Source organism: Bradyrhizobium sp. C-145 (assembly GCF_023375135.1).
GTDB classification, from domain to species: domain Bacteria; phylum Pseudomonadota; class Alphaproteobacteria; order Rhizobiales; family Xanthobacteraceae; genus Bradyrhizobium; species Bradyrhizobium zhanjiangense.
The window spans coordinates 6,137,934-6,152,658 of the sequence record NZ_CP088150.1 but is presented as its reverse complement, the minus strand read 5'-3'; the positions used below and the strand labels follow the sequence as shown (position 1 = coordinate 6,152,658).

Here is a 14,725-nt window from a genome sequence, read left to right as displayed (position 1 = left end):
TGCCCTCAGACCTGCAGCTGAGACAGCAATAATTGTCGTAGACGGCGCCAGATCTGCTGGCCCGGCGGCTCCCAGTTGAAGTTGAAGCGGATGTAGGCGCGACCGCCGAACGCGGTGGCTGCCGGTGCATTTTCGGGCAGCACAAGATCAATTTGGAAGACGCGTTGCAGCGTCTTTACGCCTTCGGGATCGCCTGGATCGACGGAGAAAGCGCCGCCGCCGGCGCCGCCCAAAGCTCTGCTGGGGAGGACGTCACGGCCTGCCGGTATTTCGCGAATGGACTCAACGGGCAACGTCTCATCAGGGCGCTCTGCGAGTTTAACTTCGGCGCTCTGCAGCCGATGGCGAACGAGGTCGATGTCGTCCTGACGGATTGTTGCGCGCACGATGCGTGAACCGGGAGTAAGTACGTAGCCGATCTGTTGCCCTTCGCGCAGGAAGCGTCCCGGCAGATCCTCTGGTTTCATAACGGCAAAGGTGCCATCGCTGCGGCTGTGCACGATGAGGCGCTCGGCGCGATCGGTCGCGGTGGCGAGCTCGGCGCGTGCCTGACCCAATTCCATCGTGGTGATCTCCGCGCTCGCGCGATCGGTAAAACGCTCGGTGGCAAGCCTCGTCTCGAGTTCGGCGACGCGTGCGCGGAGAATTGAGAGTTCGGCCTGGAGTGTTGATTCCTCGCTTTCGACCAGCGCTTCTCCGGCTGTGACGTTCATGCCCGGTTGGACCAGAAGTGCGCGCGCGAAGCCGTCGGTTCTCGCGCGCACGATTGCATTCTCCGGCAACCAGACGACGCCTTCCGTCGTGGTGTAGGAAGGGACCGGAATTAGGAAAATCATCAACCCGGTGGCCAGGATCGTGCCGAAGGTCGCCGCCACGACGCGGGCGCGATTGCGGTGAAGGCTCGGGTTCGCGACCACGAACCACAGTGCCTTGCCGATCGGAAGCGCAACACCTGTTAGCAGGCTCCAGACCGCGATCGAGACGCCGAGGGCGAGATACTGCGAGGCGACGAACACGGCGATCGCGAGCATCACGACCTGGCGGTAAAGGAAAGCAGCCGGTGCGTAAAGAACGAACCAGATTCGTTCGCCAGTCGTGGCTACGAAATCCTTCGATCCATCCGCGCGAAACGCGTAGCGATTGACGAGGTAGGTCCAGTACCGGGTAGCACGCAGCGCCAGGTTCGGGATTTCCAGCAGATCCGCGAGAATGTAGTAGCCGTCATATCGCAGAAGTGGATTGCCGTTGTATACCAGGGTCGAGACTCCGGCCACGGCCAGCGCGTCGAATGCGAGCGCGCGGACAAGTCCAGCCTCCACGGTAAGCCATACGTAGAGCGCGAGCGCAGCGAAGAATACTTCGACAATCATTCCGGCCGCGCCGACAAGAGCGCGCCTCCACTTGCTGCGGAATGCCGATGCGGCAGAAGCGTCGACATAGGGCAACGGGGCGAACACCAGGATCATGATTCCAAATTCGGGTACTGTTCCCCCGAACGCTGTGACCGCAAATCCGTGTCCAAATTCATGCAACGTCTTGAGCAGGAGATACACCAGCGCGAGCGACAGAAGGTTGTCGGTGGCTAAGATTCGGTCGGAGGCGTCGGCTGTTAGTTCCTGCCAGTGTTGTGCCGCGAGTAGAGGCGCCGGCAACACCACCAGTAGCCACAGCACGGCACCCGGCAAACCGAATAACCATTCTGCAAGCGGCCGCGTACGCTCGAAAAACCTGATCGGATGCCAGAGCGGAATCCGCAGGGCCAGGGGGTAGAGCACGTTGCCGAGCCACCTGGATCGTTTGGCTTTCGCCGCACGCGCGACCAGCGCGCTTGCATCTGGAGTCACTTCGGTTTGTAACAGGTCGAAAGCGCTGAGTTCGGCCAACAATTGGATGGCGTCGGTCTGGCTCGGCGCCTCCTCTGCAAGAGCGGATCCGACCTCATGCCAGATCTGGTCAACCGTTCGCACGCCGTCCATCGCGGCCACGATCATGTAGCCGGCAGGCGACAAGCGGTGCATGCGGCCGGTCGCGTGATCCTGCACGACGTACCAAATGCAGCCCCGATACCGATGTCGGTAGACCGAGGTGTGGTCGCGAAGCTTCGGCCTGCGTTGCGCGACGCGATACCAGGACGAGCTTAGAAACGGGGCTGTGGTCATATCGCCCCTCTCACGGCAGGTACTTCCAAGTGGCGAGGCGCAGCCAATCGCTGACAGGATGCATCCAGATCCACGCAAGCGAGCGTCGTCCGGAATTGATCTTTGCAACGCCTTCCATCCCGGGACGCAATGCAAGGCCCGCTTCCGAGAGGCGGGCCTCGATCCGAAAAGCATTGCGTCCTTCCTCGGCGAGCGTAACCGGCGTGATCTTGCTCAGGGTCATTGGCACCGGTTCGCCGGGCCTGCCTGCGAGCGCGACGGTGCCGCTTTGCCCGACCGCCACGAAGCGAACGTCACGTTCGTCGACCTGAACGATCAAGCGATAGGAATTGAGTGGCGCCACCTCGAACAGCGTCTTTCCCTTCTCCACGGGGGAGCCGAGCATCTGGCTCAGGTCGCCGGAGACGACGACACCGTCGAATGGAGCGAGGATCCGGGTGCGGGCGAGCTTCTCTTCGGCGAGTGCCAACTGCGCCTCCGCCTGCCGGATCTGCGGTTCCAGCACCACGAGGCCGTTGCGATTGTGCTTGGCGAGCGCCTCGCGATCGCGCTGAAGCAGCTTGTCGAGTTCGGCTCGCCACTTCAACCGATCGAGCACGAAATCCCGGTCCTCAAGCTGGGCGAGAAGGTCGCCCTGCCGCACCGTGTCGCCAGCCCGTGCCGGGGCCGATCGAACAAATCCGTCGAACGGAGCCACGGCTGCGCGCTGCACTTCGGCCTCAAGCACCGATTTCGCGGTGACGCGGTGCTCGCCTTTCGCAAAGACCACGGTCAGCGCAAGCACCATGACACCGCCGACGCAGAGCTTGAGGGTCGGCCGCCGTGCGCCGAACAGTGCCGCGCATCCGTCACCGATACCGTCAACCACACGTCCGCCCAAGAGCCGGTTCGCCCGCAGCTGCAATCCAATCTGAGGTCCCAGCAGCGCCGCAATCCCTTCCACCAACTTCAGCGCGTCGTCCGTAAAGGGCTCGGCGCGGTGACGTTCGAAGGTGAGAGCGCCGGTCGGTTCTCCATGGGGGCCGACCAGTACAGCTGACATCGTCGACGAGCCGGACGCTTTTGCTTCCTCCGTCAGTGCCCGATGGGCGATGGTCACGACACGTCCCATCCTCGGCAATGGCGGATAAGCGACGCAGCCACGCTGCTCGATCGCCTCTTCCATTGCGTTCTCGATCGCATTGACGAGGCGGCTCTCGCGTTTGAAGCTGGCCGAGAACGAAACCGCGCGCAGGCGGATTGTGCCATTCCGACCGATAATGCCCAGCGATGCGCGCTCGCACCGCAGTCGGGTTGCCAGCTCATTGACCACCGCGATTGCCATACCGCTCAACCGCGGCTGCGCGTTCACTGTGACGAGGAGGTCGAGGCACGATGCGGCTCGCGTTACGTCAGACGAGAGATCCTTAGTGTGCCTGGCCCAGGGCAATGCCTCGAGCCAGCCCGCGCCCCAGCGCAATTGCTCAGCTACGACGGCCGGGGTGACCAGGGGCTTGGCGGCCGTCGTCGTCAATGCGATGGCCACAGCCGCAATCGGCTCGTTCGCAGTGCCCAGCGGCAGGGCGACTATCAGGGCCACAGGTTGCGCTGGCCTGGAATCAGGACCGACGCGACCGGGAGCAACGACCAAGCGGCGCTCTGCGTAGGCGGTTTCGGCCAGGCGTTTGAGATCGCTGGTGTCCACATCCCGAGGCGGCCACGTTACCGATAATGACGGCGCAGTTGAATCAACCCGCCGCATGAGCAACAGACCCGCTGACACGCCAGCAATACGGCTGCATTGCAGCGCCAACCAGGACGAAACAAATGTCGCTTCGTTTCCCGCGTTCAGCAATCCTTGCCAGTACGGCGACGTCGCCGTGTCTGTGGGCACCTTCCGCAATTGTGGGGCGGGGCCCCCGCTTGCTGTCAGGTCGGGCTCAGACATGTGCTGTCCAGAAAAAGCACCGACCAATGACTTGGTGGTGCTGTCGGAGGGGGGGCCGCCATCTTGCGCCAATCCATTGGTTATATTATTTTTCCATTTATACCATTTTAAGTTTATTAAATCCAATTAATATTATATGCAATAAGCCTGAAGGCGGAATTCGATGGGAACTCGCATGATGCGTCCGATTGAGGGAATTGTCGGCAGAGCTCGACGGATGAATTACATCGTGTTGTGCTTGTCGCTGCCTGTGGGGATCTTGCCTGCCTGTTCCGGTGCAAGGGCAGAGACCCCAGAAATCTCGGCGGGGGAGCGAGAATTCAATTGCGTGATCGAGCCGCAGCAAACCGTCAAGCTGGCGAGCCCGGCAGTCGGCATGATCGCGCGCCTTGATGTCGATCGCGGCGACATCGTTCGGCAGGGCCAAATCATTGGCAAGATCGAAGATGGAGTCGAGGCCGCAACGCTGGCGCTCGCGCGGGCCCGCGCGACCAATGATGCCCCCGTGAAGTCAGCCGAAGCCCGCGCGCAGTTCCTACGTCAAAAACATGAGCGTCTGAAAGAGCTTCACACAAGATCCGTCAGCCCACTCGCTTCACTCCAGGAAGCCGAAGCGGAGGTGCAGGTTGCCGAACAGCAGCTCAAGGAAGCGCAACTCAACAAGGAGCTTGCTCGCTTGGAAGTCGCGCACGCCGAAGAGGTTCTGAACCAACGCGCGCTGCGCAGCCCGATCGACGGCGTGGTGGTCGAGCGGCTTCTCGTTCCAGGTGAATATCGAAATGACCAGAGCCCAGTCCTCACCCTCGCACAGATTGATCCGCTGAGGGTCGAAGTGTTCGTGCCCACCGCATATTTTGGTCAAATCCGTGCCGACAGCAGAGCCAAGGTGCGACCGGAGCTGCCCATCGGGGGCGTCTATACTGCCTCTGTCACCGTTGTCGACCGCGTCCTCGATGCTGCCAGCGGAACGTTCGGGGTGCGTCTGGCCCTGCCGAACCCGCGTTTGGCGCTGCCTGGGGGAATTCGCTGCAAAGTCGCATTCGTATTGGAGGGTGAAAATCCGGCCCTGATGGCCGGTGACGCGCTATCATCATTTCAAAAATAGAGTGGGTCGATCATCGCGAGAGCCTGAATCGGTTGTTTCTGTGATGCCGAAGTGTGGTTCATTTAGTCTCTGAAAGAAAATTTCACTTGTATTAATTGTTTTATTTAATAGTGTAAATCGATGGCGGAAATTATTAAATTTGGAATTTAATATGACGCTGAGTTATATCGGAGACATCGAGTTCGTCGGCGAGGTCGAGTGGGATGGCAAGGCCATCGTGGTCGGGGTAGCGACCCCATTTGGGCACGTGTCGTGTAGAATCCCTCGCGAGACAATCCACGCGCTCCCGATCTATTCGGACGCCCTCGAACGCGAGATCCGTTTGGAGCGGCACCTGATTCTGGAGCGGCTCGCCCCCGCCCTACGCGCAAAAATTTCTATTTCGGGAACGGGCGAACCAGTGGATTTGTGGCCTTGGGAGATCAGTCGCGCACGCCCTGCGGCTGTCGCGAGCGCACTCCCCGCTGATCAAGAGACCGCCGGTAGATTGCCGGAGGTGATCGAAAAGGTGCAGCCGTCATGATCGGTCAGTGGGTTCAAATCGGCTGTTTTGACGAACAACGCGACCAACACTCCGCATAGCTGGACCTGAACGCTCAATCCGAGCGTTCGAACCCCGATTCCAAGGCACCATCGCAGGCTTCTGTTAGGGGGCGTCCTGCGCGAGAAGCAATGGTGCTGGCGATTTCGACTCGCGTCCCCGCCCTGCGCACAAATTCGGCGCATAACCGCGGACCGAGTGCGCCGTTTGCCTGTTGCAAAAAAATATGTCTGCTCATTGCAGCCATTCGCTTGGCGAGCGAAGCCATCGCGACGATTGTCGGCTGAACTATGAAGGGACGAAGTTGGAGCCAGCGCTCCTTCGGCGCCGTCCGCCCGATAACAGCGCGATGCTCGCGACACGAACGGCATCGTCGCTGACAGATGGCATAGCCGCATAAGCAGCAGCAGCGCTCCCGGAGAGAAGCAACCAACGCGCATTTGAACCTGCTTGTCCACTGGCAGGCCAACTTTTTTCGTCCGAAGCTGGATTATTTAATCTCGCAGTTATTTGGTTGATAATTGGATAAAATTGAATACATTTGAATAGAGATATTAATCGCGCGGTTCTGGCCATGGCCTCGCTGCGGCTGGATCCGAGCCTCAGTGGTGTTCGCAAAGGGGATCGGCAGATGTATCGAGTCTCCGGCTCCGTGTTGGTTCTAGCGGTCGCCATGATGACCGGAGGTACTCCATGGGCGGGCGCAGGACGCCTGGCGATGCCCATGACTTCTCAAGCAGCACTAGGGCGCATCGAACTCGGACGGCCCACGCTCCCGCCTTTGACGTACACGATGTTCTGCCTGCGCTATGAGGCCGAATGCCGCTCGCGGCGTGGCTTCCGGGGCGGCCCGGTCCGGCTGACCGAGGAGCGGTGGGCGGATCTCTTGGAGGTCAACCGTGCGGTCAATCTGGCCATTATGCCGGTCCCCAACGACCTCGGCTTGGCCGGCGAGGCGTGGAGCGTCAATCCCGATCGCGGGGACTGCAACGACTACGCTGTAAGCAAACGTCACGAACTCCTTCGGCGTGGCTGGCCGGCGCGGGCCCTGCTACTGAGCGAGGTCATCGTCAGTTCCGGAGAACATCATTTGGTGCTGCTCGTCCGCACCCGGAGCGGCGATCTCGTCCTCGACAATCTCGCCCCAGAGATCAAGCTCTGGTCGCGAGTCCCCTATCGTTGGCTTCGCGTACAAATGCCGAGCAGTCACCAGCTGTGGGCGACGATCGAAGGGAAAGGGGCGTAATCGTTACCGGGCGAGCGCGATGCGGATCGCCATTTCCTTTCCCTTGGCGCCGCGCTCCCGTGGATCGGGCTTACTGCTCATCGGTGGACCGGCAGCGGCGAGATCCGAAAGCTGCCCACCATGGCCGTCGTTGCCGGCCCCGTGCAGTTCGGCATTGCGGTCAATGGGCTGCGCCTCCTGGTGGCAAGGACGGCCCGAACCGCGGAGTAAGCCGCCCGCGGCAAAGGGCATCGTCTCGGCGCGCGGCGTCGAGACACGGCCGTGGCGCTCAGCCGGTCCGGCGGCGGCTTTGTCCGGATGGGCGGTTGATCAGTAGATCGGTCAGCTTCTTGCCGGCTCGAAGCTGCGCTTTCAGCCATCGAGGCTGCTTACCGCGACCGGACCAGGTTTCGGATGGGTCCTTCGGGTTCCGGTACTTCGGCAGCACTGGGGGGTAGGGACGGCGCGCACGCTCCGCGTTCGGGGCCCCGGCAGTTCCCTCAATCCTGCGAAGCCGTTCTTCGAGCTTGGCTTTTTCCGCGATCATTCTCCGACTGAGAACAGTCGTCACCTCATCGTAAAGCCGCCACAGCTCGGCTGTGGTCGCGGATGCCCAGTCGTCCTTCTCCATGGAAGCCGTCCCCACTACTTCCGATTTGAAATAGGAGGGGGACTTATCAGGTCGAACCCGGGTCGGGCAAGCACGATCGGCTCACGCGCAGCCCAGTGTGCAACGCGGTCCTTCTTGATGCTACCGGCCGGGTCCGTGCCTCCGACCGACCGGCCGCCTCTCGGCCGCTCTCCGCCGACGGCCCCTTCGCATTGGACCAAGCAAGCGCTGCTCGGCCATCAACACGCGACTACGTAAATTCTGCAATTCGGTGAATTGAACGATCAGTGCCTCATGCGTTTGACGCAAGATAGCCGAAGAATACATGTGACCACCTACTCATGACCAGCGATGAGCCCGTGACTGCAGATTAGAGGTTGCGGGTTGACGAAAAGCCGCCCCAACTTTGCTGACAAGGTTTTCATCGGTGCTACTACTGAAGCAGTACAGTTATCGTTCGAGATCCCTGATCAATGGTTGGAAATAAATTCGTGCCCCTCATTTGAGCCTCGCGGCTGGCACACGACTGAGATCGGAATGATTCCAGCCGTTGTCGCGCTTGATGACCAGTCCTCGCATTATCTTAATGAATAGTATTACTTTTTTGTGCCTCCTCTTTCTGGGCTCCCTGAGGAGCCGAGTCTTTTCAGATTGCCTCGCTCCGGTGAAACTTTGTTGAATGTTAGATTTGAATCCTGAATGTCCCTATATATCGTTCGTAATAAGTGGCCGGTGACGAGTTAGATGATGTTAACCAACACTGACGAAGCGGCCAAATTACTGCATCAATACATTCTGTGGGAGGATTTTCATGTAATTACAACCCATAATTGCAGTAGAAATCGCGGTTTAGTCGATGAATATGCGGTTTCGGGTTTCCTTGAGGAGACCCGCATTCTTACGGTACTGCACGCATTCTCTAAGCGAGTTACGTTGATGCGGCCATCAAGCGTTGCCGATACGTGGCGTGGCGAAGTTGGCACTGCGACGTTTTGGCAGAACGGATTGGTTATGCCTCCTGCGCGTCTCTATAGAGGGAATGGTGGATTAAACGGCTGCATGCGAAGTTGTTAGCGATAGGCAAGGGAAGCATGCGCCGCATCAGAGTCGTCATCGCGGATCGGCACCCGATCGTTTTGCAGGGCATCAGCAGCGTCCTTGCGACGCAGCACGATTTTGCGATCGTGGCCTCCTGCGACGATGCTGCGAGCTGCATCGAGGCGATCCGACTCCTCGTGCCGGACATTGTGCTGGTCGATAACGCAATGCCCGACGTCAGCCGACCGGATCTTCTTGCTCTGGCAAACACCGCTGGACGAGGAGCCCGGGTCATTTTCTTCGCCGGTAAGGCCGGCGATCGCGAGTTGCAAAGGCTGGCCGCGGACGGCGCGTGCGTCGTTCTCACGAAGTATGCCAAGCCGGAGATGCTGGTCGCGACTCTGCGGAAAGTTGCACAGAACCAAGGACTTGCGTCGGGGTCGACGGGCCCTGGGGGGGAGATCAGTGAGGCGCCTCGCGCAGGTGAGGAGAAGTCCCTGACACAACTGACCGACCGGGAGCGGCAGATCATGAGGCTCGTATCGGAGGGGTTGTCGAACAAGGAGATTGGGCGCCGCCTGAACATTGCCGACGGTACGATCAAGGTCCACCTTCACCACATCTTCCAGAAGCTGGATATCAGCAATCGTACAGTTCTCGCGGCATTGGCGATTTCGCAAAACGAGCAGCATGCAGCTCCGCGTGAGTTCGCCCCCTCCGCTGCTCCAGCCGGATCCGGTGGTTCGAGATGACGAGGACGCCAAGTGCAACGGTGTCCTTCCGGAACGTTCGCGTTAGCTGCAAATCGCACTTGATTGGATATTGTTGCCGTTAACCTCGCTGCACCATCGGTGTAGGCCTTTGCTGTCGCGGGGGTGCAACGGGGCCGGTGCACGCAAGCAGGACAGGACGATTTTACCCGCGGCCTGCCGGCCCCAGCAGCACTAAAGAGGGAGTTTGATGCCGAAGCCGGCGGCTGCCTCAGAGACCTGCGAACAATCGTCGATTGTTTTCGGGCATCCTGTCCGAGATGCGTCGTTCATTACGTTAAGTGGGGGAGGTCGGTTGTCGCAGCCAAGATGCTCAGCCATGTTGCGGCAGGCCCCCTCGGCCTCGGCCAGCGTTCGGAAGGGTGAGCCGCTGATCTTGATCGCGCCATTGTTCTGGTAGAGCGGTCGCCAACTCGCCAGGTAGCCGGAACGTCCGTGAAAGCCCGGACCCGTGGGGCTTTCGAAGCTGATCACGAACGAGAAGCCATCGCAGCTCGCGCTCCATATCTCCATGCGCTCAAGGGATCGATGAAACTGCAGTGGCATGGCAAATCCTGCGGTGTCTTGGTGGTCGCTCGATTAATACAAATTAGAAATAAATACATTAAATCCTCAATTTGCAAGCCCGAAATTCGACGGCCGCCGCCGCGGAGAGCCGCAAGTTCAAGAGGCTGCGGAAAATGGCGAGAGCTGCCGGCTCGACACACGCTTAACAGTTGCCCATTTTCAAACAAAAGTCTTGGTTGAATGCATATTTAATATATAATAGGAGGAAATAAATATTTAACTCGAGGAGAGCGCATTGTGTCCCGTGACTGCACTGAAGACGATGATCGGCGGGCATTCCTCAAAACCTGCGGAAGATTCGCTGCCGTAACACCCCCCGTCATGACGCTGCTTCTGTCGACCTCCCTGACCTCGACCGCGATCGCACGTTCGGGCGGAAAGACCGGTGTAACCCGAGATGACGACGGGGGCCGGTCATTCTTCGACGACGATCGTCCGTCCGGAGCAGGGTCGAGAGCCTCTGGTAGCGGGTCACCTGGAGGTGGTGGAGGTGGAGCATCAGGCGGTGGCGGTGGTGGTGGGGCACCCGGAGGTGGCGGAGCATCTGGCGGTCGCCGTGGTGCGTCATCAAGTGCCGGAGGGACCTCCGGCGGTGGCGGATCCGGTGGAGGGGGATCCGCTGGTAAAGGGCCGTTCGCGACCGGTGGGAGTTCCGAAAGCCCGATCGCAGCTGGCGGCGTCGATTGTGCAGATGAAGATGACGAGGCGCGGAGACGCAATCCCGATTGCGAGCGACCCGCCACTCGAGTTTCGACTGCAACGGGACCTGAGCATTAGTGCATGCAGCTTGGTCTATCGAGCAGGAGACCTGCCATGCCTATCCGCGCTCAAGCGGACGACCCTGCTGCCGTTCTTCGCCAGCGTCTCGAAGCGCTTGCCTCCGAACTCGCAGAACTTGAGAGTCTCAGAGGCCGGGTAGATCGGGCAGAGCGCCGTCAGCGCAACCTGCGCAACCGGGCTGACCTGGGAAAGCGAGCGAGCTCAGAAGGCAAGCAGGCGGTCGTTGCAACCTGGCAGATTTAAATTTCATCCCTGCGCCGCCTGATCGCAATCCGTCGAATTCTTGCAACGAGTGTCCGAAAGCGAACGGATGGTTCGACCTTAATCGATCATAGTTGGCCTCGGTGGGGGAGCGGTTCATCCGCAGCCGCATCCCCACCACGCCGAGAACAGGGCACTGGTCTTCCGGCGCAGCACGTGCCGGGAGCCGTTGGGGGTCTTCAATCCATCACCTAGTTTCGCTTGAAAGGATGAATGCTCGTGAATGATGCCAATGTGAAAGTCGAAACGCATGCCGATCCGGTGACTGAGAACGCGAACGGAGCCAAGCTAAGGTTCGAGTTGCCGCTTTTAAATTTCCAGGAACTCTTCCGCGGCTTTGCCGAGCAGGGCGCCGCGCAGGCCAGGAAAAATATTGAGAGCATGAAATCCACTTCCGAGGAGATCAGCGACGTTCTCCGTGAAGCCTGTTCTATGAACGTCAAGGGAACCATCGACTACGGCGCCAGGGTGATCGAGATCTCCAAAAACAATACCAGTGCCACCCTGGAATTTTTTTCCCGGCTCGCTGAGACCAGATCGCTGCTGGATATCGTACATCTTTCGACCGCCCAAAGCCGCGAGGCTTTCGAAGCCGCTTCCGTACAGAACCGGGAGCTTTGGGCGCTCGCGCAGAAAGTCGCGATCGATACGACCGAGCCCATCAAGACTGGCTTCAACCGGGTATTGCAAAGGACCGTCGCATAAGACCGTCTGAATCGAGGCTACAGGCCGCGCGGATCGGCTGGACAAGCCTCTCCCCGACAAGGAGAGGCGCGATCCAGCCGATGGCGGGCGAGCGTGCTCAGAGCCGGCAATAGATTGCAGGAAATCAAGATGGGTATCGTAATGATTAAGTGCCCGGAAACGGGGAGCGCCATTTCGACGGGGATCGAGACCGATCGCGAAAGATTCCGGTGCAGCGCGGTATTCTTCTCGCGCACCTATTGCCGGATCTGCGCGGCCACACACGAGTGGTTCGCGAGGGAGGCCTGGGTCTACGAGCCTGCCTTGGATAGTCGGTTACCGGTCGGCTGGCAGGCTCGCGCCGGCGTGGCGTGAAGAACCTCGGCTGCGCCCTGCGAAACGATCCGATCGATCCTGCGGCTCATCACCTTGTAGCACTCGCAAGCCACGGCTTCGAGCCGCGGCCGATCAATCTCGAGCTGACCGCGCCGGTTCGATTTCAACGCTCTTGACGCGCGCAACGCGCTCACGACGTGCGTGACGGTGGTGCGGCGGACCCCCAGCAACTCCGACATGGTCTCTTGCGTCAAAGGGAGGAGATTGCCGCCATCCGCTCGGTCGTGAATGTGAAGCAGCCAGCGCGCCATCCGGGCCTCGACGGAGTGGAGGGCATTGCAAGCCGCGACGTGCTGGAATTGCGTCAACAGCGATCTCGTGAAAATCTGCACCATGGATGTGATCGCAGGGCTGCGACGCAGAGCCGGCATGAATTGCGCCGCCGGAATCTGCAGCACTGACCCTGGGACGCGGACGACCGCCGTCACGGGTGAGCGGGATGCGCCAAGCGCCGACGTCAGACCGACGGCACCCTCATGACCGATCACCCCCGTGGCGGCCGTCTGCCCGTTCGGCAAGTCCACGATAAAGGCGATCGCGCCACCGCAGGGGAAGTGAAGGTGTTCGATCCGATCGCCTGATCGGACCAGTACGGCGTCGCGCTCGAGCGCGACTTTCCGCAAATGAGGTGCAAGCAAAGCAAAATCCGCCGGCGGCAACGCTGCTAACAAACGATTACCAACTCTGGTCGCGTGGTCCATCACGGGATTCACCCCCGACGGATAACCGGCGCTGAGACTCGTGCCGGTCGTGCCAAGCTGCTCTGCAGAGTGACAGCTCAACAGCAAGCCAACCGGCCACCTCAGATATGGTTCCAGTGATGGATGGGCATGCATGCGCTGGCCGGACAGCCGCCCCCTGCGGCCGAGATCCTGTCGCGGCTCCAGTGGCGTCCGGCAGGGCCACCGCGGCATCACAATTGATCGCATCAACCTTGTGCTCACCAGGCCTACGCGGGAGCCGAAAGAGGGTTGTGCCAGCGACCACTCTCCGAACAAGCACGTCGGCCGCGATCAGTGACGCGCAAGGTGCGGACTGCAAGCGCGCTCTGAGATTATTCGGGGGCGAGCTAATTCCCGCAAGAATGTTCTGACCCGGACCAGCACTGGTGCAATGACGAGAGCGCCGAATTGAATCTTACGATCTACTCAGGGCGAGGGAGAGGGAGGTCAACGATCCGCTTCATCAAATCGCGCAGATCGGCGGCTTCCTGTTCGCCCATGGCCTCTTCAAAGGCTGTCTGCGCGCGCCGCCATGCAGCCAGGGCTCGCCCATGCGTCTTATGACCCTGCCTTGTGATCGTAACGATACGCTCCCGCCGGTCATTCTTGCCGACTGAAATCTCGACGAAGCCGTCACGCACGAGCGGCCTCAGGTTATGCCCCGTGGTCGCACGGTCCATGGACATCAGCTTGGCGAGCTGGGCCATGGTCATCGGCCCTGACGTTACGAGATAACCCAACAAACTGTATTGCGTCGATTTGAGCCCGCTCGAGGCTAGCGCGAGGTCATAGTACCGGGAGAGACGTCTGGCTGCGCGGCGGACTTGATTGCAGTTACAGCGCGCCGGGTCATCGACCAGATTGGATGCTTTTGCTGCTGCTCTCGGCATCAATACCCCTCTCAGCGTCCAACATATCACATGGCTCCTATTTGTTGTCGATAGTTCCAGAACCGCAGCGCGCGAGAGAGCGTTGCGCGCTGACGCTTCATGCTGTATATCCAAATATAATTTGATATGCCCCTATTTTGGATCGGACTCTCAGCGCGTTCGCTCGGCGCGCCGGGCGCGGCCGGAGGAGCAAGACACGGAATCTCCAGTCTTGATCACGGGTGGCGCAGGAACCGTTGGTCATTTACGACGTCGTCTTGCGATAGGTCGATGTGTACACGGCTAGAAACCAGGGCTACCCGCCATGAAGCGCATCGTGTGGTCACTGGCCCTCATCATGCTGGCAACGTCTGCGCCGGCGCGTGACGATGGCCGCTACGCCAATTCACCGCTGAAGGAATGGTTCGAGAGCTTGTCCAGCGATCTCGGACCATGTTGCTCGGACGCTGATGGATATTTTGTCGCCGATATCGATTGGGAATCCGACCACGGCCACTACCGTGTGCGCATCGATGGCGAATGGGTGATGGTGCCGGACGGCGCCGTGGTCACACGGCCAAACAAGACTGGGCGGACCATGGTCTGGAAATACTATATCGACGGTCATCCGCAGGTCCGCTGCTTCATGCGGGGCACGATGATCTGACATGGGAGAGCTGGCTTCAGGGCTTGTCCGACTTGAGGGCCCGATAGAGCCGCGTAGCCAGATCGCAGGCGCACCCAAATAAGTACAATAAAAGAACTTATAATCTCGACGACGGGGCGCTCCGCTTCCCCGCGCGGCATTCCGATTGAAGGCGCTTCGCCTACGCGGGGGGTTTTGCGCGGAGATTGGCACACCTCACCGAACGCAGCATGCGCGCTCCACCCCAAAGCGATGATCATCAAAACCGCTTGACGAGTTCAAAAAAAGAACTGTAGATTTTGTGGCAAGACGGCCGAGCTGAACGGCCGCAGGGCCTGCCGCGCTGGCCAACCACGCTTGGACGGCGCGGCGCGCAATTCGCTTGCCACGGTGCCGGCGGGGCGGTCGGGTGATGCCGCAAAACA

The 14,725-nt window shown here is 60.1% G+C and carries 14 protein-coding genes and 2 pseudogenes; 9 read left to right on the top strand and 7 right to left on the bottom strand.

Annotated features, from left to right (window positions below; genetic code table 11):
* Positions 1–5: 5 nt before the first annotated feature.
* Both LRP30_RS29120 and LRP30_RS29115 read right to left on the bottom strand, forming a co-directional pair.
* Entirely contained in the window at positions 6–2,159 is a 2,154-nt protein-coding gene (locus LRP30_RS29120; RefSeq protein ID WP_249756955.1) for a peptidase M50, read from the bottom strand.
* Positions 2,160–2,169: 10 nt separating this feature from the next.
* Positions 2,170–4,086 (bottom strand): HlyD family efflux transporter periplasmic adaptor subunit, encoded by a 1,917-nt coding sequence (locus tag LRP30_RS29115; RefSeq protein WP_249756954.1) that lies wholly within the window; start codon positions 4,084–4,086, stop codon positions 2,170–2,172.
* A gap of 217 nt (positions 4,087–4,303) precedes the next feature.
* Here LRP30_RS29115 and LRP30_RS29110 point away from each other — a divergent pair, with 217 nt between their 5' ends.
* The 3 genes from LRP30_RS29110 (at position 4,304) to LRP30_RS29100 (ending at position 6,978) form a co-directional block, all read left to right on the top strand.
* Positions 4,304–5,191, top strand: coding sequence for an efflux RND transporter periplasmic adaptor subunit (locus LRP30_RS29110; RefSeq protein ID WP_249756953.1), 888 nt, complete (start codon positions 4,304–4,306; stop codon positions 5,189–5,191).
* Positions 5,192–5,342: 151 nt separating this feature from the next.
* Positions 5,343–5,714, top strand: coding sequence for a hypothetical protein (locus LRP30_RS29105; RefSeq protein ID WP_128945258.1), 372 nt, complete (start codon positions 5,343–5,345; stop codon positions 5,712–5,714).
* 742 nt (positions 5,715–6,456) lie between these two features.
* On the top strand, positions 6,457–6,978 hold the full coding sequence (locus tag LRP30_RS29100) for a transglutaminase-like cysteine peptidase (RefSeq protein ID WP_245508608.1): 522 nt from the start codon (positions 6,457–6,459) through the stop codon (positions 6,976–6,978).
* Between the two features lie 3 nt (positions 6,979–6,981).
* Here LRP30_RS29100 and LRP30_RS29095 read toward each other — a convergent pair whose 3' ends face one another.
* Together LRP30_RS29095 and LRP30_RS29090 are read right to left on the bottom strand one after the other, a co-directional pair.
* Entirely contained in the window at positions 6,982–7,209 is a 228-nt protein-coding gene (locus LRP30_RS29095) for a hypothetical protein (protein WP_249756952.1), read from the bottom strand.
* Positions 7,210–7,246: 37 nt separating this feature from the next.
* A complete protein-coding gene (locus tag LRP30_RS29090) occupies positions 7,247–7,588 on the bottom strand; it encodes an H-NS histone family protein (RefSeq protein WP_091878262.1) in 342 nt (113 codons plus the stop codon).
* 1,070 nt (positions 7,589–8,658) lie between these two features.
* Between LRP30_RS29090 and LRP30_RS29085 the strand changes: the two genes are divergently transcribed.
* A complete protein-coding gene (locus LRP30_RS29085; protein WP_249756951.1) occupies positions 8,659–9,357 on the top strand; it encodes a response regulator transcription factor in 699 nt (232 codons plus the stop codon).
* A 324-nt stretch (positions 9,358–9,681) separates the two neighbouring features.
* On the opposite strand, the pseudogene LRP30_RS29080 reads toward LRP30_RS29085, so the two are convergent.
* Positions 9,682–9,921, bottom strand: a pseudogene (locus LRP30_RS29080) (hypothetical protein); the annotation flags it as partial.
* 255 nt (positions 9,922–10,176) lie between these two features.
* Between LRP30_RS29080 and LRP30_RS29075 the strand changes: the two are divergent.
* From LRP30_RS29075 to LRP30_RS29060, 4 genes and pseudogenes are all read left to right on the top strand, one after another.
* Positions 10,177–10,494: pseudogene (locus LRP30_RS29075) on the top strand (hypothetical protein); the annotation flags it as partial.
* A gap of 261 nt (positions 10,495–10,755) precedes the next feature.
* Positions 10,756–10,965: a hypothetical protein gene (locus LRP30_RS29070; protein WP_249756950.1), complete on the top strand. Its 210-nt coding sequence runs from the start codon at positions 10,756–10,758 to the stop codon at positions 10,963–10,965.
* Positions 10,966–11,196: 231 nt separating this feature from the next.
* Positions 11,197–11,688: a phasin family protein gene (locus LRP30_RS29065; protein WP_245508609.1), complete on the top strand. Its 492-nt coding sequence runs from the start codon at positions 11,197–11,199 to the stop codon at positions 11,686–11,688.
* Positions 11,689–11,817: 129 nt separating this feature from the next.
* The gene (locus LRP30_RS29060) at positions 11,818–12,042 is read left to right on the top strand and encodes a hypothetical protein (RefSeq protein WP_128937278.1); all 225 of its coding nucleotides are present in this window, start codon (positions 11,818–11,820) and stop codon (positions 12,040–12,042) included.
* Here LRP30_RS29060 and LRP30_RS29055 read toward each other — a convergent pair.
* Positions 11,979–12,764, bottom strand: coding sequence for a Crp/Fnr family transcriptional regulator (locus LRP30_RS29055; protein WP_164934593.1), 786 nt, complete (start codon positions 12,762–12,764; stop codon positions 11,979–11,981). The genes LRP30_RS29060 and LRP30_RS29055 overlap by 64 nt on opposite strands.
* 443 nt (positions 12,765–13,207) lie before the next feature.
* Positions 13,208–13,675 (bottom strand): MarR family winged helix-turn-helix transcriptional regulator, encoded by a 468-nt coding sequence (locus LRP30_RS29050; RefSeq protein ID WP_249756949.1) that lies wholly within the window; start codon positions 13,673–13,675, stop codon positions 13,208–13,210.
* A 304-nt stretch (positions 13,676–13,979) separates the two neighbouring features.
* Here LRP30_RS29050 and LRP30_RS29045 point away from each other — a divergent pair, with 304 nt between their 5' ends.
* On the top strand, positions 13,980–14,321 hold the full coding sequence (locus LRP30_RS29045) for a hypothetical protein (RefSeq protein ID WP_249756948.1): 342 nt from the start codon (positions 13,980–13,982) through the stop codon (positions 14,319–14,321).
* The last annotated feature ends 404 nt before the right edge of the window (positions 14,322–14,725 follow it).